This window comes from Paenibacillus sp. SAFN-117 (assembly GCF_051966115.1).
GTDB lineage: Bacteria > Bacillota > Bacilli > Paenibacillales > NBRC-103111 > Paenibacillus_L > Paenibacillus_L residui.
In genome coordinates this window covers 63,689-85,014 of sequence record NZ_JBQCLK010000026.1, presented here as the reverse complement: position 1 = coordinate 85,014, position 21,326 = coordinate 63,689, and the positions used below count along the sequence as shown (strand labels likewise).

Sequence of the window (21,326 nt, the reverse complement as noted above, 5' to 3'; positions counted from 1 at the left end):
CGATCACATTCTCTTTGAGGAGGGTAAAAAATGAACTTTGCGGTTCTCGTATTCCCGGGATCGAATTGCGACATCGATTGTTACAAGGCGGTAGAAGAAACGATCGGGCAGCCGGTCTCGTATGTTTGGCATACAGAAACAGATTTAAGCCAATATGACTGCATTATTGTGCCTGGCGGCTTCTCCTACGGGGATTATCTCCGCTGCGGGGCGATCGCCCGGTTTGCGCCGGTCATGAGCGCGCTCGTTCAGGCGGCCCAGGAAGGCAAATATATTATCGGAATATGCAACGGATTTCAAATCCTTACGGAAGCAGGTCTTCTTCCCGGAGCGCTGCTGCGCAACCGGACGCTTAAATTCCGCTGTCACCCGGTCACTCTGGAGGTCGTCAATGCGAATACTCCGTTTACAAGCGAATACAAGGAAGGCGAACAAATCAATATTCCGATCGCTCACGGTGAAGGAAACTACTATTGCGATGCAGATACGTTGAAGGAGCTTCAGGAGAATAATCAGATTGTTTTCCGGTACACCGGCGAAAATCCCAATGGCTCCGTAGACAATATTGCCGGAATCTGCAGCAAGGACGGACGTATTGTCGGTATGATGCCGCATCCGGAGAGAGCGGTTAACGAGCTTTTGGGCTCTGAGGACGGCAAACGGATGTTTACTTCGATTTTGAACAGATGGAGGGAGAAAAATGGCGCAGCAGCTATCGGCTAAAGAACCGAACGCCGAACAAATTGCAGAGCAGCAAATTTATAAGCAAATGGGCGTGACGGATGAAGAATACGGCTTAATCTGCGGGTTCCTCGGACGCAAGCCGAATTATGTGGAGATTGGCGTATTCAGCGTTATGTGGTCCGAGCACTGCTCCTATAAAAACTCCAAGCCCGTTCTGAGAAGGTTCCCGGTTACCGGTCCGCGTGTCTTGATGGGGCCGGGAGAAGGAGCGGGAATTGTTGATATCGGCGACAATCAGGCGGTTGTTTTCAAAATAGAGAGTCATAATCATCCCTCGGCCGTAGAGCCGTATCAAGGAGCGGCCACCGGAGTGGGCGGAATTATCCGCGACATTTTCTCTATGGGTGCTCGTCCCGTCGCATTGCTCAATTCCCTTCGTTTCGGCAAGCTCGACAATGCGCGGGTGAAATATTTGTTCGAGAATGTCGTATCGGGGATTGCCGGGTACGGGAACTGCATCGGGATTCCGACCGTAGGCGGAGAAGTGATGTTCGATGAAAGCTACGAAGGAAATCCGTTGGTTAACGCCATGTGCGTCGGTCTGATCGATCACGACAAGATTCAGAGGGGCGTTGCTCAAGGAGTCGGTAACCCCGTGTTCTATGTCGGTCCGGCCACCGGACGGGACGGAATTCATGGAGCGACCTTCGCCTCTGAAGAAATTACCGAGGAGTCGGAAGCGAAGCGGACGGCCGTTCAAGTAGGCGATCCGTTCATGGAGAAGCTGGTGATGGAAGCTTGTCTCGAGCTGATCAATTCGGGTATCGTCGTCGGCATTCAGGATATGGGGGCTGCAGGATTGACCTGCTCCAGTGCGGAGATGGCCAGCAAGGCGGGCAACGGTATGGAGCTGTATCTGGATGAAGTGCCTCAGCGGGAGGAAGGAATGACTCCCTACGAGATGATGCTGTCGGAATCGCAGGAGCGGATGCTGTTTGTCGTGAAGCCTGAGCATGAGGAGCAGGCTAAGGCGATTTTTGAACGCTGGGGCCTTATTTGTTCCAAGGTAGGGAAAGTGACCGACGACGGCCGTCTGCGGCTGATCCATCACGGTGAAGTAGTGGGCGATATGCCGGTCAAGGCGCTGGTGGACGAATGCCCGGTTTATCATAAGCCTTCCCGGGAGCCCGAGTATTATGCGCGGCAGCAGAGCTTCGACGCGGCTTCCTATCCGGAGGTAACGGATTTGGAGGGGGCCCTTAAGCAGGTGCTTGCTTCTCCGACGGTAGCCAGCAAGGAATGGGTATACAACCAATATGATTACATGGTGCGTACAAGTACGGCGGTTCGTCCGGGTTCGGACGCGGCGGTCGTGACGGTGCCGGGTACGCGCAAGGCGTTGGCGATGACTACGGATTGCAACAGCCGCTATGTTTATCTGGATCCCGAAACCGGGGGCCGAATTGCGGTCAGCGAGGCGGCCCGCAACGTCGTTTGCTCGGGGGCCGAACCGTTGGCGGTTACGGACAACCTCAACTTTGGAAGTCCGGAGAAGCCGGAAATTTTCTGGCAGTTGGAAAAAGCGGTGGACGGCATGGCCGAAGCTTGCCGTGAGCTGAATGCCCCGGTCATCGGAGGCAATGTCAGCCTTTATAACGAAAATACGAAGGGCGCCATCTACCCGACCCCGGTCATCGGAATGGTCGGTCTGGTGCAGGACGTGGATCATATTACGACACAGGGCTTCAAGAATGAGGGAGACGTTGTCCTGCTTCTCGGTGAGACGAAAGCGGAGCTCGGGGGAAGCGAATTCCAATATGTTCTTCACGGCAAAACAGAAGGAAGACCGCCTCAGCTTGACCTCGCGGTGGAGAAGAAGCTGCAGCTAGCGGTGCTGAAGGCGATCCGCGAAGGTCTGGTCGCTTCGGCTCACGACTTGTCGGAAGGCGGATTGGCCGTAGCCCTGGCCGAATCGTGCATCAGCGGAAATATCGGAGCGCAAATTTCCTGGAGCAGCGAGCTTCGCAACGACATCGCTCTGTTCAGTGAGAGTCAGTCCCGCATTCTTATCAGCACCTCGCCCGACAAGGCGGATGAACTGAAGCGCCTCTTTGCGGAAGCAGGGGTGTCTTGTGAAGCGATAGGAGCAGTCGGCGGAACGGACCTTGCTGTAGACATCAACGGCAAGCCGGTTCTCCGTTCTTCGGTGGAAGAGCTGGAGAAGGTTTGGAAGGATGCGATCCCATGCCTCATGAAAGCCTGAATCGTTCCCGTTATTGGGACGGAGACTACTACAATGAAGGAATGGATGCGGCCACGTTCGACAAGCTGAAGGAAGAATGCGGGGTTTTCGGGGTGTACGGTCACCCCGAGGCTTCCGCACTTTCCTTTTTCGGCTTGCATGCGCTCCAGCATCGCGGCGAGGAAAGCGCCGGGATCTGCACGACCGATGGCAAGGAATTTTATTACCATCGGGACATGGGGCTCGTCAAGGAAGTGTTCGACAACGATCGTCTGATCTCTCTTAAGGGCTCGACGGCGATCGGCCATGTCCGTTATTCGACCTCCGGCGAAAGCCAACTGCAAAATGCACAGCCGCTCGTCTTCAAATACCGCGGCGGGGATATGGCGATCGCGACGAACGGCAATCTGGTCAATGCAGCCGAAATCCGCAGAGAGCTGGAGGAGCAGGGCTCCATCTTCCAGACCACAAGCGATACGGAGGTAGTTATCCACCTGATCGCGAGGTCTCAGCAGGAGGATATCGTTGAAGCGGTCAAGGAGGCGCTGCGCCGGCTTGTCGGCGGCTTTGCTTTTCTCATTCTGGTGAACGATCAATTATTCGTTGCCCAGGATCCGCACGGTCTTCGCCCTCTTGTGATCGGCAAGCTCGGGGACGCTTATGTATTCGCTTCGGAAACCTGCGCCTTCGAGACCGTTGGAGCGACATACCTGCGGGACATAGCTCCCGGCGAGCTGTTGATCGTTAATCAGGACGGGATGAGGGAAGATCGGTTCGCTCCCATGCAGAGACGGGCCATCTGTGCGATGGAATATATTTATTTCTCCCGTCCGGACAGTGATTTGGACAATATCAATCTGCATTCCGCCCGCAAGCGGATGGGACAGAAGCTGGCGATGGAAGCGTTCGTGGATGCGGATGTAGTCACCGGCGTACCTGATTCCAGCATATCTGCCGCTATTGGCTATGCCGAACAGACCGGCATCCCGTATGAACTTGGCTTAATCAAGAACCGCTATACGGGCCGGACCTTCATTCAGCCAAGCCAAGAGCTTCGCGAGCGCGGCGTGAAGATGAAGCTGAGCGCAGTCCGCAAGGTGGTCGAAGGCAAGAGGGTGGTTATGATCGACGACTCCATCGTTCGGGGCACAACCAGCTTGCGGATCGTCAATATGCTGCGGGAAGCCGGGGCCAAAGAGGTGCATGTGAGGATTACCTCTCCGCCTTATATGAATCCTTGCTTCTATGGGATCGATACTCCCAGCCGCAATAATTTGATCGCGGCCAGTAAATCGGTGGAGGAAATCCGCCAGGCGATTAATGCGGATTCGCTTCATTTTCTAAGCAAGGATGGTTTACTGGAAGCGATCGGTCGCCCGCAGGGAGAACATAACCGCGGGATGTGCACCGGCTGCTTCGACGCCGATTATCCTACGGAAGTGAACGACGAGGACGGAAGCTGCGGCTGTTAACCGGATAGTCCGGTGAAGGAAGGGCTGCTGAGCCTCTTGAGGCAGGTGAGCGGGCAGAGGCAAGCGGATCGAGAGAGGCGTGCAGGGTAAGCGAAGGCAAGCAGATCGAGAGAGGCAAGCTAAGCAAGCGAAGGCAAGCGGATCGAGAGAGGCAAGCTGAGCAAGTAGAGGCAAGCAGATCGAGAGAGGCGTGCAGAGTAAGCGAAGGCAAGCGGATCGAGAGAGGCAAGCTAAGCAAGCGAAGGCAAGCAGATCGAGAGAAGCGTGCAGCGTAAGCGAAGGCAAGTCGTGTCTTGCTGCAAGAAGCTTCGAACTGGAAGAGCTTTGGCAGTCTGCAGTAACGAATACATTTGGTACAGGAGTGGAGACGATGTCAGAGGCGTATAAACAGGCGGGCGTTGATATTGCCGCAGGCAATGAGGCTGTGGAGCGGATGAAGAAGCATGTGCGCCGGACGTTCCGGCCCGAGGTGCTGACCGATCTGGGAGGCTTCGGAGCGCTGTTCGGCTTGAATAAGGATAAGTACGAAGAGCCGGTGCTCGTCTCGGGAACGGACGGGGTCGGAACGAAGCTGAAAATCGCTTTTGCAATGGATAAGCATGATACGATCGGCATCGATGCGGTCGCCATGTGCGTTAACGATATAGTAGTGCAGGGAGCGGAGCCTCTGTTCTTCCTCGACTATTTGGCCAGCGGCCGGATTGTTCCCGAGAAAATTGAAGCAGTCGTTCAGGGGATTGCCGAAGGCTGCGTACAATCGGGCTGTGCCCTGATCGGCGGGGAAACAGCGGAGATGCCGGGAATGTACGCGGATGGAGAATATGATATCGCCGGCTTTGTTGTTGGCGTCGTGGACAAGGCGAAGCTGATTGACGGCTCCCGAATTGCACCGGGCGATGTTGTGCTGGGGATGGCATCCAGCGGAGTTCACAGCAACGGCTTTTCCCTGGTCCGCAAGCTCCTGTTGGAGACCAAAGGCTATAAGCTGGAGCAATCGTTCGATGAATTGGGAGGCCGCTTGGGAGACGTTCTTCTCGAGCCGACCAAAATCTATGTGAAACCGGTGCTGTCCCTGCTTGAGCGAATCGAAGTCAAAGGGATGGTCCATGTGACCGGTGGCGGATTCATCGAGAATATCCCGCGGGTGCTGCCGGAAGGGACGGACGTTCGGATCGACTACGGTTCTTGGTCGATTCCTCCGATATTCGGCATGATGCAGAGAGAGGGAGAGATCAGCTACCGAGACATGTTCACTACATTTAACATGGGAATCGGCATGATGCTGATCGTAGCTCCGGATCAGGCGGAGGAAGCGATGAAAATCGCGGAGCAGAACGGCGAACCGCTTCGCAAAATAGGGGAAGTGATCCCCGGGAACCGGCGGGTCGTCTTCACGGGAGTAGAAGTATGAGCAAGCCTTTCAGGATAGCAGTGTTTGCCTCCGGAAGCGGATCAAATTTCCAAGCAATTACGGATGCGGTGAAGGCGGGACGGCTTGATGTGGAGCTCGGCCTTCTAGTATGCGATAAACCGCAGGCGGCGGTGGTTGATAGAGCGGATAGGGCGGGCATCCCGTCCTTCGTTTTTCGTCCCCGGGAGTTCTCTTCCAGAGAGGAATATGAGCGAGAGATTGTCAAGAGGTTAAAGGAGCACGATATCGATCTCGTCGTGCTGGCCGGTTACATGAGGCTGATTACCGAGACGCTCGTGACTCCTTATTACGGACGGATGATTAATATCCATCCTTCTCTGCTTCCTTCTTTCCCCGGTTTGAATGCGGTGGAGCAGGCGCTGGAGCATGGTGCGAAAGTGACCGGAGTAACCGTACATTATGTGGACGGAGGAATGGATACCGGCCCTATCATCGCCCAGCGGGCGTTAGCCATCGGGGAAGGGGAATCGGCGGAATCGCTGACGGAACGAATTCATAAGATCGAGCATGAGCTCTATCCGGAAGTCATTCAGTGGGTTCGCGAAGACCGGGTGCGGTTGGACGGACGTAGGGTACGGGTTATAATGTAAAAAGTGTCCGGCCAGGCCGAGGCATTTTTACGGATACCGGTGGAAACGTGATTGATGGTTAGATTTGTAGTGATAGGTATCTTTATATTCGCTATATCGTTTGATGCCCGGCCTTTTTAGTGTAAAAGTGTGGAAGTCTTCGGGCCGTCGTATAGGGGGCCAACCGGTATTTAGTTACGGCTTTCGCTTGAACCACCGATACAACGGTATCAAGGACCAGCAAAAATGCAGGTCTTTGAAAGGATTATAGCCAAAAATAGCAAATCAAAAGCAAAAGTGCAGGTAAATTTAGCGATTTGGCTGATTTTTCGCTTTTGGCGGCGAATGACCTGCAGATTTGCGCGTCTTTCCCGGGATTTACCGAATGTTCGCAAAAAGACCTGCACTTCTGCATGTCTTTAAGACGAAACGGGCACAAGTGAGTCGGGATTCGCCGAAAGTTTTTTAGGCAGAGTTTGCATTGTAACGTTAATACAAAACAAGGAGGATGATCCGATGGCCATTCGAAGGGCACTGATCAGTGTCTCGGATAAAACGGGAATTGTAGAATTCGCCACCGAGCTAGCCAAGCAGGGAGTACAAATCATTTCGACCGGCGGCACCCAAAAGCTTCTTAAAGAACAGGGAGTGCCTGTCATCGGCATATCGGAAGTGACCGGCTTCCCCGAAATTATGGATGGACGGGTTAAGACTCTTCATCCGGCGGTACACAGCGGGCTGTTGGCCGTGCGCGACAATGAGGAGCACCAGGCGCAAATGAAAGAGCTGGGACTCGATTATATCGATCTTGTCGTCGTCAATCTGTACCCGTTCGCGGCGACAATCGCCAAGCCGGATGTAACGTATGCGGAAGCGATTGAAAATATCGATATCGGCGGACCGACCATGCTCCGTTCTGCGGCAAAAAATCATGCTTTCGTGACGGTGGTGGTGGATGCTCAGGATTACTCCCAGGTGCTTGAGGAAATCCGTTCCTCCGGCGATACGACTCTGGAAACGCGTAAACGGCTTGCAGCCAAAGTTTTCCGCCATACGGCCGCTTACGATTCGCTTATTTCGAATTATCTGTCTGGGCAGACCGGCGAGGTATTCCCGGAAAAATATACCGTCACCTACGAGAAAATACAGGAGCTGCGTTACGGGGAGAACCCTCACCAGAAGGCTGCTTTTTATCGGGAGCCGTTGGCGCTGGGCGGCAATATTACGACAGCGGAGAAGCTGCACGGCAAAGAATTATCTTATAACAATATTAACGATGCGAATGCGGCCCTGCAGATCATTCAGGAATTCGAGGAGCCTGCCGTTGTGGCGGTTAAACATATGAATCCTTGCGGAGTAGGCATCGGAGAGACGATCCTCCATGCTTATCAAAAAGCTTTCGAAGCCGATCCGGTTTCGATTTTCGGGGGCATTATCGCCGCTAATCGGGCCATTGATGAGGCCACTGCCCGGCAGATGCACGAAATTTTCCTGGAAATCATTATTGCTCCGGAGTTTACCCCGGAAGCCCGGGAGATTTTGCAACAGAAGAAGAATCTCCGTTTGTTGAAGCTTGGCGAGATCCGGAAGGATGGCAAAGAAACCTTCAACATAACGACAATCGAGGGCGGCATGCTTATTCAGGAAGCTGACCGGCACCGTATCGGCGAAGACGATTTGAAGGTCGTTTCGGAGAGGAAGCCTACGGACGAGGAATTGAAGCAGCTGCTGTTTGCGTGGAAAGTCGTTAAGCATGTGAAATCCAATGCGATTCTGCTGGCGGCCGATAATATGACCGTAGGCGTAGGCGCCGGGCAGATGAACCGGGTGGGAGCGGCCAAAATCGCGATCGAGCAGGCGGGAGACAAAGCTAGAGGAGCGGTTCTGGCATCCGATGCCTTCTTCCCGATGGGAGATACGCTGGAGCTTGCCGCCAAGGCAGGAATTACCGCCGTTATTCAGCCGGGAGGCTCCATCCGGGACGAGGAGTCCATCCGCGTCGCCAATGAGAACGGCATCGCGATGATCATGACCGGAGTCAGACATTTCAAGCATTAATGCACGCAATGGATTCGGATCGGAAGCCGAATTGCGGCGTTCTATAGATGAATGGAGGTGCCCTCCCGATGCGGGTAATGGTTATCGGCCGCGGAGGCCGTGAACATGCGATTATATGGGCGTTGAAACGAAGCCCGAAAGTAAGCAAGCTCTATTGTGCGCCGGGTAACGGAGGAATTTCCCTGCTGGCCGAATGTGTGCCGATACAGGAGAATGATTTCGCCGCGATCTCCGAATTCGCTCTGAAGGAAAATATCGACCTGGTCTTCGTGGCACCGGACGATCCGTTATCGGATGGATTGGTCGACTATTTGGAAGCAGCCAATATCCGGGCGTACGGCCCCCGCAAGAATGCCGCGGAAATTGAAGGCAGTAAAGTATTTACCAAGCGACTGCTCAAAAAATACAACATTCCTACAGCGGCCTACGAATCGTTCGATGATTATGAACAGGCATTGGCTTATTTGCGTTTGCAGAAGCTGCCGATTGTCATTAAAGCGGACGGATTGGCCGCCGGTAAGGGAGTAGTCGTTGCCCATACGCTGGAGGAAGCGGAAAAGGCGCTTTACGATATGATGGTCGGGCAGGTGTTCGGTAAATCCGGCAATCAGGTCGTTATTGAGGAGTTTCTGCAAGGACAGGAAATGTCGCTGCTCGCCTTTGTGGATGGCACGGTGGTGCGACGTATGGTACCTTCCCAGGACCACAAGCCCGTCTTTGACGGAGATCAGGGGCCTAACACGGGCGGGATGGGAACGTATTCGCCGGTTCCGCATATCTCTTCCGCCATCGTGGAAGAAGCGTGGGAAACGATCGTGCAGCCGACGGCTGAAGCTATGGTCAAGGAAGGACGGCCGTTCCGGGGCGTCCTGTATGCGGGACTGATGATTACCGAAGAAGGCCCGAAAACGATTGAATTCAACGCCCGCTTCGGAGATCCGGAGACACAGGTCGTGCTGCCGAGGCTGCAGACCGATCTGATGGACATCATTCTGGCCAGCCTCGAAGGCCGCTTGGGAGATATTGAAATTCGTTGGAGCGAGGAAGCGGCGGTTTGCGTCATTCTGGCATCCGAAGGCTATCCCGGCTCCTATCCGAAAGGGCTGCCGATTGAAGGGCTGGATGAAGTTGGCGATTCCCTTGTATTCCATGCCGGTACGGCGCTGCAGAATGGTGAATTCGTCACGAACGGAGGCCGGGTGCTTGGAGTCGTCGGCCTTGGCAAAGACATTGCGGAAGCCAGGGAGAAGGCCTATGCGGATGCGGACAGGATACGTTTCCAAGGGAAGCATTATCGAACCGACATAGCGAAGAAAGCCTTGGTATAATTTGAATACCAACCCTAATGAAGCCGTTCGGGTTTCTCGTAAAGAGAACCGGACGGCTTTTTCCTATGCAGGAATAGCGTTTCGATGCTTTGGTCGGGGGATACCGAGGGATGCCATGCCAACAAGGAATCCTTCTTCCTGGGCGTACGGTGCTGCTTGATACAGTAGGACCGGAGCAACAAGCTAAGAACGGTCCCCACGGCCTTTTCTCAAAAGTTCATGATAGATCATCAGTTCATCGCGATGTGTGCAAACCCAATAGATCGCGTAAGCAACTCCCGCAAATAGAATGAGTGAAAACCAGCGCTGACTTAAAAAATCCAAGATAACATTCATAACATTCCGCCTTTTTATTGATGAATGAGGCTAAAGTGAGTCTTTAGCAAGCCCCGTCTTTCCCTTTCCCTGACTGCACATCGCTTAGTTTACCCGGATTCCAAAGTTTCAGCTTCCTCTAATATTGGTTATTGATTAAGGTTCCCCTTTGTTTATTTTTCTTATTCGGACTTAAAGCCAGAGTATATAGTGGATTCTTTTGTACGAATACGGATGCGGAGCCAAGGGGCTCGTTAGTCAAGAGGGCAGTAGAGGCTAGAGGGGTGGCAGAGGAGAGCCAAAAGAGTGCGTGAGACCATCGAGAGGGCTGATGAGGCTAAATGAAAAGGTAGGCGGCGCACTTTAGAGGGCTAGAGGGAAATGGCGTTCGTCGTCGAGAGGGTGGTGGAGTAGAACCGAAAGAGTTCGTTCAACTATCAAGGGGTGGCAGAGGAGAGCCAAAAGAGTGCGTCCGACCATCGAAAGGGCTGATGAGACTAACAGAAAAGGTACGTGGCGCACTTTAGAGGGCAAGAGGTTAATGGTGACAGATTGGGTTTTACAAAAAATGACAAATACTGTGAACGTTTTGCTGATATAGGTCGCTTTGTTTCGTATTTTGTCGCTTCTCCGGTCCCAAAACAGGCTTTATGTGCGAAAGGTGTAGTAGGAAGTGGGTTGCGTCTGTATACAGCCGGCATAAGCGTTAGTCCAACGAATCGGGATCGATAAGCCATCCCTGATTTTTTTCGGACGGATGAATTGAGGCGCCGAGGAGCGGGGAAATTGCCAAATTCCTGCGATAATACATCAATTTTGAAGCGAATTTTGATAATGGAAAGAAAAGCCTGCGATAATACATGAATTTTTACGAAAACCTTCTAAATCGTTACTTCGACCGGAAAAAAGATGCACTTTCGCAGGCTTTGTTTCAAGGGAGCGTAAACACACCGAAAAAGATGCACTTTTGCAGGTTTTAATCCAGAAGTCTAGGAACTTATCAAGTTTTTTTAATGCCCTACTAGCAGGTGAAGTGAGAGAGAGACTCCGACAAGTAGGGTTTCCGATTTCCGCACGGTTGAAACTGATTATTTGACTTTTCGAAGATTCATAATGCGGCATTCGCAAAAAAATTAAACACGCAAAGGAATTGAAATAATGGATAAATTTAAAAAATACGTGGAGAACCAACTGGACAAAGTAAAACGGTCGGCATCCCATCTGGTAGCGGACAAGCCGGGGTCGGATGGTCAGGAGGAAGATGCCTCCATTGAGCTTGATCCGCAGGATTTCGAGCGTTTGAAGAACAAAGCTGCGCGGGAGCGGACAACTGTGCAGGCTTTGATCAACCGGGCGATCCATAACCTGCTGAACGAGAGTCAGGGCGGGGGGAACATCCATGTGACCGAGGAACAGAAACGGAGAAATCCATTATTATGCTTGGATGGTATGACTCGCCGTACGGATTTCGGACTTGGAGTCGCGGCTGTGCATGGATCGGGAATGGAGGAGGAAGAAGATGAGAGACAGTGAAAACTGGGATTACCAGAAATCTGTTTTTTTGGATGAGAGCGCCCTGGCGGCATATATGAATCCGGACCATCCCCACTATGGGAAAGCGAGATCTTTCATTATGGATATGGAGGACATGGATCGCCCCTTCGTAACGACCAGCCAAAATATCTTTGATCTGCACGAATGGCTGCGTGATAACTACGGGTATTCCCATGCCGAATATTTTCTTGATATCATTGACCGTTCCGTTCAATCCGGAAGATTGCTGCTTATCTCGGGCAACCCGCAGATTGAGAAGGAGGCGAAGCAATTTCTGATTCAATGTCCGGAGCTCCGCTATTCCCTGCATGAAGCGACCACGGCGGTCGTCCTGCTTACCTATCGGATTCGGCGTATATTTACATTCAATCGCAGCTATCTCAAGCTTCCCGCTCTATACCAAGAGATCCGGGTCATCCCGAGTTCCTTGTAAAAGCGGCATCGTTCATTGAGCCTTCCGATTGGAAGACGTTCGCAAATGATAGAGGTTTCGATCGGCGGATTCATTTATAGCAAGCGCAGCTACGGGACCTTCGTGTTATTGAAACGGGGGTGCATTTTCTTTAGCGGGTAGTCTTCTATTCCCCACCAGCAGAACTAACTAAAAAACAAGGGCCGGGAACCATCAAGAGTTCCGGCCCTATATTTATTTTGGGAATCACCTTCGCGATCATTTGCCGTGCAGCAAATGGCGGAAGGGGGTATAATCGATGTTCTGCTTCTCCAGGAAGGTAACAAGCGCTTTGTAATCCCTTCTTGGCGTAGCGAGAATATATCCTTCTATACAATGCTCGCGGGTGACTTCATTCGCTCCGCTTTCCAGCGCGACCTGCCCGATCTTCGCGGCAATGGAGTGTCTGGCTATGTCTCTGAATGGGCTTGGCACCGGTTGGACGAGCTTATCCAGAAAAGCCTTGCTCTCTTCCGTCCATAGATGGCGGGAGGCCTCAACATAATGATTCTGCCAGTCCAGTTTAGACATTCCGTCGTTCTTGGGCAGCACCTTCATAAATTTGCGGAACATAAAAAAACCGCCGACGCTCATGAACGCAAGGAGAGCAAATCCCCAAATAATAAGTGTCCATTGGAAGAGCACACATCTTCACCTCGTTATACAGCCTTGTTCGTTCTTGGATTAGTTAGTGATTATAAGGAAATTATACCGCATTTCTGGATTTATTTCGAGTTTATTAGTAAAATAGCAGGAAGGATTCATTTTTATAATGAGTGAGGGAGAGGCCGATGTTAAAAATAGGTTCACACGTTTCCTGTTCGCCTAAAGGGCTTTTGTGTGCGGCGGAAGAAGCCGTATCATACGGGTCCAGCTCGTTTATGATTTACACCGGGGCACCTCAGAATACGAGAAGAAAGCCAATTGAGGAAATGTATGTTTCCGAAGGCTTGGAAGTGATGAAACAGCACGGCATCCCGGAAATTGTCGTTCATGCACCCTATATTATCAATTTGGGCTCCTACAAGGAGAGCACTTATGAGCTGGCGGTCCGGTTTCTCCAGGAGGAGATTAAGAGGACTCACTATTTGGGCGTTCGTAATATAGTGCTCCATCCCGGAGCCTATACCGATAAAGATGCCGAATACGGAATTGCTAGAATTGCCGAAGGGCTTAACGAGGTTCTTAAAGGGGTTAAAGATACGGAGGTTAAAATAGCTCTGGAGACGATGGCCGGCAAGGGTACGGAAGTCGGTCGTTCGTTCGAGGAGCTGGCGGCCATTATCGATAAAGTGGAGGACAATGATCAATTGACGATCTGTCTGGACACCTGCCATATTCATGATGCCGGATATGATATAGTCAATGATTTGGACGGAGTGCTGGAGGAGTTCGATCGGGTGATCGGATTGGACAGGCTAGCCGTCGTCCATCTGAACGACAGCAAGAATCCGCGGGGAGCGGGCAAGGACCGCCATGCTCCTGTCGGATCGGGATACCTTGGGTTCGAAACGATCAGCTCGGTTGTCAATCATGAGAAGCTGAAGCATCTGCCGATGATTCTCGAAACTCCTTGGATCGGGGGCAAGACGGATCAAGGAGAGCGGCCGATGTATGAGGCCGAGATTGCCATTCTTCGCGGAAATGCGGAAGAACGCCTGGGATCGGAGTATCTTGAGGATGTGGACAGGCTCAACCATTTCTTCACCAAGCAAGACCTGGACTCCCGCAAATATGTGTTGGGAGTATGGGATCTTCTGAAGAATGATGCCAAAGCGAAAAAAGAGGATAAAAGAGAGCCCATGGAGCGTTTATACGATATGGTAGTCGCCGAAAATCTGTTCCCCGAGCTGAATGAGGAGCAGATCAATCATCGGCTGACGGGCTGGTTTGCCGCCAAGAGCGTATTGCAGCTGGCTTGAATAAGCTTGTATTCTGACGGGAATTGAATCTATTCATTCCCGTTAGCTAAGGAACAGTGCAACAAGAATGTGGAGGATAGAAGATGAATCGAGTAGTCACTAACGCGCAGCGTAAGAAATTAACCCAACAGAATGAGAATCGTGCGAGAATGCTGATTTCCTGTCCGGATCAGCCGGGAATCGTCGCTGCGGTTTCCCGTTTTTTGCATGAGCATGGCGCCAATATCGTTCAGTCGGATCAATATACGATGGACCCTGCAGGCGGCATGTTTTTCATCCGCATTGAATTTGACTTGAACGATCTGGAGCGCAGACTTGAGCCTCTGGAAGTGGATTTCCAGGAGGTCGTGGCCGAGAAGTTCCAGATGAACTGGAGCATTCATTGCGCAAGCAGGAAGAAGAGATTGGCCATCTTCGTCTCCAAGGAAGACCATTGTCTTCTGGAGCTGCTGTGGCAATGGCAGGCCGGGGATCTGGATGCGGAAATAGCGATGGTGATCAGCAATCACCCGGATATGAGGGAATTGGTCGAATCGTTCGACATCCCGTATCATCATATTCCGGTCACCGCGGATACCAAACCGGAAGCGGAACGAAAGCAGCTCGAGGTGATCGGCGATCAAGCGGATACGATCGTTCTGGCGCGCTACATGCAGATTTTGTCTCCAGTGTTCATTGAGCAATATCCGAATAGAGTAATCAATATCCACCATTCCTTCCTCCCGGCTTTCGTCGGAGGAAAGCCTTATGCCCAGGCTTATGAACGGGGGGTCAAAATTATTGGAGCTACCGCACATTATGTAACCGAGGAATTGGACGGAGGTCCTATTATCGAGCAGGATGTCCAACGGGTAAGCCATCGGGATGATGTGGAAAGTTTGAAGCGCATAGGCCGCCACATTGAGAGGATCGTGCTGGCGCGGGCCGTTTCATGGCACGTCGAGGATCGGATTTTGGTTCATCAGAACAAGACGGTAGTCTTTAATTAATATTTTGTAAATATCAAATGAGAAGAACAGAAGGCCTTGGGAAACCGGGGGCTCTGTTCTTTTTTTGTACCCGCAAATAGGGAAGGAACACCTGAAGAATAGCTTCTTCTTTTACTTTCGAAAACCGGCATTTCCCCTCATAAAACCAAACGCCAATCGATAATTATTGACAATAAACGATAATATATTAAAATAAAACATGACTATTTAAAAGTAAAAGGTAAATTACGAAAGGGTGACCGCTGCCAAATCATAGCAATTATTTAAAATCAACAGAAAATGATAAGCGAGCTACTGCATTAATGTTTTTTTGAGCATTTACTGAAAGCGCTGTATTTCTTTTGAAAATGATTATGAAAACCCGTAATATCACTCGGTTTACAGATTTTTAACGGAAGGAATATCAATTTCTTATTGACATAAATCATTTTCTGCGTTAACTTATGAACAAAACAAGCAAAAATGAACCGTATGTAGCCATATTTAAGTAATAATTTGCTTGTAAATGTTCTATAAAGCTTAAATCGGACTGAGAATTTGGTAACCACTGGCTTTTCCCTTGGAGAAATATAGAAGAGATAACCGGTGATGTTACAATCATGCTCAGTAGCAGCAAGGTTTTTCGAAAGATTTTTATAGCATGAATGATTTAAAACGACTTTCTGCGTATAAATGAGCGTATATGCACTTTTAGATTTACCAAACTCTCTCGTTGTCTTTTTATATTTGATCGTAATCGTTAAGGAGATATACGCAGACTTTTTGGAGGAGGTGATGGATAGATCGTTGCATGGTTTTGTGGAAAGCGCTGTCAATGCAGTGATGCATTAAATTTGAATGGTTATTGTTAGGAGCGGGTTGAAGCCGGCAGTAGGTTAACGGATAAGAACGAACAGAGAAGTACTAAGAGAGGTTGATTTGGAAAGGAAGATGGCTCTTGGCATCTATTGAATTTGTGCAGGTTACGAAATCGTTTGATAAGCATGTCATCATCGACAATCTGAATTTAACAATCGAAGACGGGAAATTCACTATCCTGGTCGGCCCGTCAGGCTGCGGGAAAACGACTCTGCTTAGAATGATTGCCGGACTTGACCCCCAGACATCCGGAAAAGTGCTCATCGACGGCAAGGATGTCACCAGCATAGCCCCCGGCAAGCGAGGGGTGGCGATGGTATTTCAAAACTATGCGATCTATCCGACGATGTCCGTACGGGAAAATATCGAGTTTGGTTTAAAAAATAATAAAGTCGGCAAGGAAGAAAGGACGCGCTTGGTGGAGAGCATCAGCGCGACGGTCGGATTGCAGAATTATCTTGACCGCAAGCCGTCCACCTTATCAGGCGGGCAGCGCCAGCGCGTAGCTCTAGCCCGCGCCATGGTCAAGAAGCCTTCCGTGTTCCTGATGGATGAACCACTCTCCAATCTGGATGCCAAGCTGCGGGTGCAGATGCGTCTGGAGCTGATCGAGATGCATAAGAAGCTGGGTTCCACCTTCGTCTTCGTTACCCACGATCAGGTGGAGGCTATGTCCATGGCGGACACTATCGTTCTGATGAATCAGGGGGAAATTCAGCAAGAGGCGCCGCCGGATGTTATCTACCGCGAGCCCAGCAATTTATTCGTCGCCCAGTTTATCGGCTCACCCCCAATGAATGTAGGCGATCTGGGCATCGATGGGGTCAAGTTCGCCTTTCGTCCGGAAAGTGCGGTATTGTCCGAGCAGCCCGGGGACTTTCATTTTTCCATTAACGGGGTTATTGCAACGAGGGAAATGCTGGGTTCGGAAACGATCTATCAAGTCAGGGCGGAGGAACATTCCTATATGGTGAAATGCACCGAGGACCTGTTCACCGTTGACCAGAAAATTCATCTGGGAGTGGATGCTTCCAAAATTTATTTATTCGGAGCAGACGAAAAACGGATTCATGATGATCATGTCCGCTACACCGATTATATGAGAGCGCTGAGAGGGTTAAGCCATGGATAAACGCAAACTCTGGGAGACGCTCCGCCCGTATTTGTTGATTCTACCCGCCATGGCAGGCATATTCCTGTTCGTTCTGTACCCGGTCGTTTATTTAATCTACTTAAGCTTCTATAAATATAATCTGCTCAACAAAGATAAAAGCGTGTTCGTCGGTTTGGATAATTTCAAACAAATCATGGGCCGTGAAGACTTCTATATATCCGTCGGGAATACTTTCGTCTATACCTTGGGAGTCGTCTTCTTCACCATGATTCTGTCTCTGCTGATAGCCGTATGGCTGAACAAGAAGACCCGTTTCAACGCTCTGGTGCAAGCCGGGATCTTTACTCCGCACATTATTTCCATCGTCTCCATTGCCCTGGTCTGGATGTGGATGATGGAGCCCAGTCACGGCTTGCTTAACTTTATTTTAAAAGCAGTCGGTCTCCCGCCTTCCCAATGGCTGCAGAGCTCGGGAACAGCAATGATCTCCATCATGATCGTTTCCGTATGGCACAATATCGGTTACTTCACCTTAATCATTTTGGCGGCTCTCCAGAGTATTTCTCCGAGCATTTATGAGGCGGCCGCGCTGGACAATGCCAGCAGATATAAAGTTTTTTACAAAATTACTTTGCCTTTGATATCACCGCAGCTGTTTTTTATTTTGATCATTATGACAATCGGTTCCTTCAAAGTATTCGACACCGTAAGAATCATGACCGGCGGCGGTCCCAACAACGCTACGACAACGCTGGTCTATTACATTTATAAATTTAGAACAACCAATATCGGATACGCTTCCGCAACCGGAGTGATCCTGATGGTGCTCATTTCGATTCTAACCTTTGTCTATTTCCGGCTGCTGGCCAAGAGGGTGCATTATCAATGAGATCAAGATGCCAAACAAGGAGGTGCGTGAACAATGACCTTTGATCTCCATCTGATCCGGCGAGTACTCAATTTTGTATTGAAAGCGATCGTTTTGATCATATTTGTGTTTCCGTTTCTTTGGATGATTTCAACTTCGTTGCAGACGTTTGAGGAGACAATGGCGTTTCCGCCCACCTGGATTCCGGCTTGGCCTCAGTGGAAGAACTTTGCTGATGCGATGAGCGCCGGTCCGTTCCTTACTTACTTTAAAAACTCGGTCGTTATCACGTTCTCGATTATCGTTATTCAATTCATCGTAATGATTCCTGCCGCCTATGCTTTCGCCAAATATGAGTTCAAGAGCAAGAAGCTTCTGTTCGGGCTCGTTCTTCTGGCGTTCATGATTCCGGGGCAGGTCACCTTTATCCCCGTGTATCTGATGCTGGCCGACTGGGGGATCATCAATACGTTATGGCCGCAAATCATTCCGTTTATGTCCAATGCTTTCGGCATTTTCCTGCTGCGCCAGTATTTCATGCAGATTCCGCAGGAGCTTATCGAGTCCGCCAGGCTGGACAATGCCAGCGAGTTTAAAATCATTTGGAAAATTATGATACCGATGTCGATTCCCGCATTGGCCACTATCGCGCTATTCAGCTTCGTCAGCCATTGGAACGATTACTTCTGGCCGCTGGTGATGACGGATTCCTCGGCTGTCCGTCCTCTGACGATAGGAATCTCCATGCTTAGAGAGACGGAGGGAATAAGCAACTGGCATATTATTATGGCCGGTAACGTGGTGCTGGTGGTCCCGATCTTGATCGTCTATCTGTTCGCTTCCAAGCAAATCGTCCGGGCCTTTGCTTATTCCGGGATTAAGTAAGAAATCGAGAAGAGGGGGATTTTCTAATGAAGAAGAAATTATCCGCTATTTTATTGACCGCTGCAATGTCATCCGTTATGCTGGCCGGCTGCGGCGGGGGTTCCGCAGGGGAAAACAATGGAGGATCCGGGCCCAGTCCGGAAGCGAAGACGGAATCTCCCGGGGGTAAGACCACCGTTCAGTTCTGGCATTCCCTGGGAGGGAAAAATGGCGAGTACATAAGTGCCGCCATCGACCGCTTCAACCAATCCCAGGACAAGATTGAAGTGGTCGGCACGTACCAAGGCTCTTATGTGGAGACGGTAACCAAGCTTCAGCAGTCCGTCGCCGCCAAGACCGGCCCGGATATCAGCATGCTGGAGCGTGCTTATGTTCAGATGTTCGCGGACTCCGATGTGCTGGAAGACTTGAAGCCGTACCTGGAGAAGTCCGGCATGAGCCAGGATGATTTTGTCGCCGGTTTGATGGGGCACTCCGTCTTTAACGATCAGCTCGTTTCCCTGCCGTTAAACCGCTCCACCCCGATTCTGCATGTGAACAAAACGATGCTCGACGAACTTGGACTGGAGGTGCCCGGCACCTGGGGGGAGCTGAAAACGGTCGCTGAAGCCCTGGTGATTAAAGGAGGCGGTGAGAATGAACGTTACGGCCTGACGATGCCTTATGACACATGGTATCCTATGGCGATGATTACTCAGGCCAAGGGCAAATTCTTCAACGATGACAATACATCCACCGGATTTGAAGCGGAAGGGGTCAAAGTATTCAAGTTTCTTAAAGAGCTGCAGAATGCAGGCGCCCTGTATTATCCTCCGGCCCAGGATTCCGGCAACATCGTCAATCAGATGTTCGTCAACGGCAAGGTCGGGATGATGTTCCAGTCCACCGGTGTGATCGGCACCTTCTCGAGCAATGCGAAGTTCGATTATGTGACGGCCTTCCTGCCGAAGGACGAAGTGTATGCGACTCCTACGGGCGGGGCTAACATTGCGATGCTGTCCTCTTCCAAAAATAAAGACGCCGCATGGGAGTTCATCCACTGGCTGATGACCGACCCTCAGGGTTCCCTGCAGTTTATTCTGGATTCCGGCTATCTGCCCTTCACCAAGTCTATGGTAGAGTCTCAGCAGATCAAGGATCTCTGGGCGGAAAATCCGAACCGTAAAGTCGCATTCGAACAGCTTGAGCATGCCATTGACACGAATAAAGACGTAGCCTGGCCGCAGGTCGAGCAGGAGTTTTTCTCCGCCATACAGGCGATCATGTACGACAATAAAGATATAGAATCTACGCTTGCAACCTTTAAAAAAGAGACGGAACGGATTCTCGGCAACTAGCACGGATCCCGTTCCGAATGGAGAAGAGAGGAACTATACATGATAGAAATTCTTGAAAATCATAAATCCGTCGTTGTGTCCGGGCATCGGGGATACAAATCGGCTTATCCGGAAAATACGCTTCTTGCCTTCGAGCAGGCGATCCGATTAGGAGTGGATATGCTGGAGTTCGACCTGCGGTTGACCAGGGATCAGGAAATTGTCGTGATCCATGACGAAACGGTCGACCGGACGACGAACGGCACCGGGAGGGTAAGCGACTTTTCCCTGGCTGAGCTTAAGGAGCTGGATGCGGGAAGCTGGTTCGGAGACGAATTTGAAGGGTTGAAAATTCCGACTCTGCAAGAGCTGTGCGAGCTGCTTCAGGCATATCCGCAGACCCTCTTGAACGTTGAAATCAAACGCGGCCCCAACGCTAAAGAGGCGGCTGACCGGGCAATCGCCATGCTTGAAGAATACGGGTATCTTCCCCGCTGCGTATTCACCTGCTTCGATGCCGATGTGATCGCCCACATCTATGACACTTATCAATTGAGAACGCAGGGCTTCCCGGAACAACTGATGTTCAATTTCCGCCCGGGGCCGGGCGGAACCTTCAGTAAAATGTGGGCGGTAGGGATCAGTATGGAGCTGTTATCCCCGAAGACAGTGGAGGAGTTCCAAGCCATGGGCCTGCTGGCCTGGTGTTACTGTCCTGACAACGACAAGCAAGTGTATTACGCATTGGGCTGTGGAGCCACTCTAATGACCTGCAACGATCCGCTGCCGGCTCTGCGCATACGCAGCCAGATGGGAACTCATCAGTAAAGCGAGCAAAACCATACTCAGCGCTCATACCGTTTTTAATCGGCCGGTCCTGGCAAGATGCCCGGCCGATTTTCCCGTATAACGGAGCATGATATTTACTTAGTCTAGTCACCTTCCAAGCGCTTGGTTATACCCGCTTCCTGACAGCATCCTGCCGAAAGTTAGGGATAATTTTACTCGGCTAATATGGCACAGTTGAAGAGGGAATGGTACAATAAGGGGAATGGACAATCGATCATCGGCCATCCCTGATTGTCGATGAAAACCGGATCAACCGGAGATAACAGATAAGAGAGAAAATTAAACCGACACCTCTGAACGGCGGTAAGGCTCTGAAACCTTATTCAAGAGATTAGCCGCTGTCGGAAAGAAAGTCATTGTAACTAGCAAGGAATGGGAAGAGCCTGTTTCCAGCGATTACGTGATAGTCAATCCCGCAGT

At 50.9% G+C, this 21,326-nt stretch carries 17 protein-coding genes; 16 read left to right on the top strand and 1 reads right to left on the bottom strand.

What is annotated here, in order from left to right:
• Positions 1 to 30 precede the first annotated feature (30 nt).
• The 9 genes from purQ to ACTHRH_RS17185 all read left to right on the top strand — a co-directional run bounded on the left by purQ (position 31) and on the right by ACTHRH_RS17185 (position 12,087).
• Positions 31 to 723: a phosphoribosylformylglycinamidine synthase subunit PurQ gene (gene purQ, locus ACTHRH_RS17225; protein WP_144941378.1), complete on the top strand. Its 693-nt coding sequence runs from the start codon at positions 31 to 33 to the stop codon at positions 721 to 723.
• A complete protein-coding gene (gene purL, locus ACTHRH_RS17220; protein ID WP_144941380.1) occupies positions 701 to 2,947 on the top strand; it encodes a phosphoribosylformylglycinamidine synthase subunit PurL in 2,247 nt (748 codons plus the stop codon). Before purQ ends, purL begins: the two co-directional genes overlap by 23 nt.
• The gene (gene purF / locus ACTHRH_RS17215) at positions 2,929 to 4,398 is read left to right on the top strand and encodes an amidophosphoribosyltransferase (RefSeq protein ID WP_144941382.1); all 1,470 of its coding nucleotides are present in this window, start codon (positions 2,929 to 2,931) and stop codon (positions 4,396 to 4,398) included. Before purL ends, purF begins: the two co-directional genes overlap by 19 nt.
• A gap of 370 nt (positions 4,399 to 4,768) precedes the next feature.
• Entirely contained in the window at positions 4,769 to 5,809 is a 1,041-nt protein-coding gene (gene purM / locus ACTHRH_RS17210) for a phosphoribosylformylglycinamidine cyclo-ligase (protein ID WP_144941392.1), read from the top strand.
• Positions 5,806 to 6,420 carry a phosphoribosylglycinamide formyltransferase gene (purN, locus tag ACTHRH_RS17205; protein ID WP_150960624.1) on the top strand — a complete coding sequence of 205 codons (615 nt, stop codon included), beginning with the start codon at positions 5,806 to 5,808 and terminating at the stop codon, positions 6,418 to 6,420. The genes purM and purN overlap by 4 nt, the downstream gene beginning before the upstream one ends.
• A 495-nt stretch (positions 6,421 to 6,915) precedes the next feature.
• The gene (gene purH / locus ACTHRH_RS17200) at positions 6,916 to 8,457 is read left to right on the top strand and encodes a bifunctional phosphoribosylaminoimidazolecarboxamide formyltransferase/IMP cyclohydrolase (RefSeq protein ID WP_144941386.1); all 1,542 of its coding nucleotides are present in this window, start codon (positions 6,916 to 6,918) and stop codon (positions 8,455 to 8,457) included.
• Positions 8,458 to 8,525: 68 nt separating this feature from the next.
• Positions 8,526 to 9,785, top strand: coding sequence for a phosphoribosylamine--glycine ligase (gene purD, locus ACTHRH_RS17195; protein ID WP_150960622.1), 1,260 nt, complete (start codon positions 8,526 to 8,528; stop codon positions 9,783 to 9,785).
• A gap of 1,473 nt (positions 9,786 to 11,258) precedes the next feature.
• A complete protein-coding gene (locus ACTHRH_RS17190; protein WP_144939412.1) occupies positions 11,259 to 11,633 on the top strand; it encodes a hypothetical protein in 375 nt (124 codons plus the stop codon).
• Positions 11,620 to 12,087 (top strand): hypothetical protein, encoded by a 468-nt coding sequence (locus ACTHRH_RS17185; protein WP_144939414.1) that lies wholly within the window; start codon positions 11,620 to 11,622, stop codon positions 12,085 to 12,087. Before ACTHRH_RS17190 ends, ACTHRH_RS17185 begins: the two co-directional genes overlap by 14 nt.
• 237 nt (positions 12,088 to 12,324) lie before the next feature.
• On the opposite strand, the gene ACTHRH_RS17180 is transcribed toward ACTHRH_RS17185, so the two are convergent.
• Positions 12,325 to 12,750, bottom strand: a complete 426-nt coding sequence (locus ACTHRH_RS17180; protein WP_144939416.1) for a DUF2621 family protein — start codon at positions 12,748 to 12,750, stop codon at positions 12,325 to 12,327.
• 146 nt (positions 12,751 to 12,896) lie between these two features.
• Here ACTHRH_RS17180 and ACTHRH_RS17175 point away from each other — a divergent pair, with 146 nt between their 5' ends.
• The 7 genes from ACTHRH_RS17175 (at position 12,897) to ACTHRH_RS17145 (ending at position 20,885) form a co-directional block, all read left to right on the top strand.
• Entirely contained in the window at positions 12,897 to 14,027 is a 1,131-nt protein-coding gene (locus ACTHRH_RS17175; RefSeq protein ID WP_144939418.1) for a deoxyribonuclease IV, read from the top strand.
• Positions 14,028 to 14,110: 83 nt separating this feature from the next.
• Positions 14,111 to 15,016 (top strand): formyltetrahydrofolate deformylase, encoded by a 906-nt coding sequence (purU, locus tag ACTHRH_RS17170; protein ID WP_144939420.1) that lies wholly within the window; start codon positions 14,111 to 14,113, stop codon positions 15,014 to 15,016.
• Positions 15,017 to 15,953: 937 nt separating this feature from the next.
• Positions 15,954 to 17,006 (top strand): ABC transporter ATP-binding protein, encoded by a 1,053-nt coding sequence (locus ACTHRH_RS17165; protein WP_440416719.1) that lies wholly within the window; start codon positions 15,954 to 15,956, stop codon positions 17,004 to 17,006.
• Positions 16,999 to 17,877 carry a carbohydrate ABC transporter permease gene (locus ACTHRH_RS17160; RefSeq protein WP_144939424.1) on the top strand — a complete coding sequence of 293 codons (879 nt, stop codon included), beginning with the start codon at positions 16,999 to 17,001 and terminating at the stop codon, positions 17,875 to 17,877. The genes ACTHRH_RS17165 and ACTHRH_RS17160 overlap by 8 nt, the downstream gene beginning before the upstream one ends.
• A 33-nt stretch (positions 17,878 to 17,910) precedes the next feature.
• On the top strand, positions 17,911 to 18,741 hold the full coding sequence (locus ACTHRH_RS17155; RefSeq protein WP_144939426.1) for a carbohydrate ABC transporter permease: 831 nt from the start codon (positions 17,911 to 17,913) through the stop codon (positions 18,739 to 18,741).
• 26 nt (positions 18,742 to 18,767) lie between these two features.
• Positions 18,768 to 20,078 carry an ABC transporter substrate-binding protein gene (locus ACTHRH_RS17150; protein WP_440416716.1) on the top strand — a complete coding sequence of 437 codons (1,311 nt, stop codon included), beginning with the start codon at positions 18,768 to 18,770 and terminating at the stop codon, positions 20,076 to 20,078.
• A 39-nt stretch (positions 20,079 to 20,117) separates the two neighbouring features.
• A complete protein-coding gene (locus ACTHRH_RS17145; protein WP_440416715.1) occupies positions 20,118 to 20,885 on the top strand; it encodes a glycerophosphodiester phosphodiesterase family protein in 768 nt (255 codons plus the stop codon).
• Positions 20,886 to 21,326 lie beyond the last annotated feature (441 nt).

Excerpts from the sequence above, each read along its gene's own strand:
- purQ (WP_144941378.1), top strand. The coding sequence starts at position 31 with ATGAACTTTGCGGTTCTCGTATTCCCGGGATCGAATTGCGACATCGAT.
- purL (WP_144941380.1), top strand. The coding sequence starts at position 701 with ATGGCGCAGCAGCTATCGGCTAAAGAACCGAACGCCGAACAAATTGCA.
- purF (WP_144941382.1), top strand. The coding sequence starts at position 2,929 with ATGCCTCATGAAAGCCTGAATCGTTCCCGTTATTGGGACGGAGACTAC.
- purM (WP_144941392.1), top strand. The coding sequence starts at position 4,769 with ATGTCAGAGGCGTATAAACAGGCGGGCGTTGATATTGCCGCAGGCAAT.
- purN (WP_150960624.1), top strand. The coding sequence starts at position 5,806 with ATGAGCAAGCCTTTCAGGATAGCAGTGTTTGCCTCCGGAAGCGGATCA.
- purH (WP_144941386.1), top strand. The coding sequence starts at position 6,916 with ATGGCCATTCGAAGGGCACTGATCAGTGTCTCGGATAAAACGGGAATT.
- purD (WP_150960622.1), top strand. The coding sequence starts at position 8,526 with ATGCGGGTAATGGTTATCGGCCGCGGAGGCCGTGAACATGCGATTATA.
- ACTHRH_RS17190 (WP_144939412.1), top strand. The coding sequence starts at position 11,259 with ATGGATAAATTTAAAAAATACGTGGAGAACCAACTGGACAAAGTAAAA.
- ACTHRH_RS17185 (WP_144939414.1), top strand. The coding sequence starts at position 11,620 with ATGAGAGACAGTGAAAACTGGGATTACCAGAAATCTGTTTTTTTGGAT.
- ACTHRH_RS17175 (WP_144939418.1), top strand. The coding sequence starts at position 12,897 with ATGTTAAAAATAGGTTCACACGTTTCCTGTTCGCCTAAAGGGCTTTTG.
- purU (WP_144939420.1), top strand. The coding sequence starts at position 14,111 with ATGAATCGAGTAGTCACTAACGCGCAGCGTAAGAAATTAACCCAACAG.
- ACTHRH_RS17160 (WP_144939424.1), top strand. The coding sequence starts at position 16,999 with ATGGATAAACGCAAACTCTGGGAGACGCTCCGCCCGTATTTGTTGATT.
- ACTHRH_RS17155 (WP_144939426.1), top strand. The coding sequence starts at position 17,911 with ATGACCTTTGATCTCCATCTGATCCGGCGAGTACTCAATTTTGTATTG.
- ACTHRH_RS17150 (WP_440416716.1), top strand. The coding sequence starts at position 18,768 with ATGAAGAAGAAATTATCCGCTATTTTATTGACCGCTGCAATGTCATCC.
- ACTHRH_RS17145 (WP_440416715.1), top strand. The coding sequence starts at position 20,118 with ATGATAGAAATTCTTGAAAATCATAAATCCGTCGTTGTGTCCGGGCAT.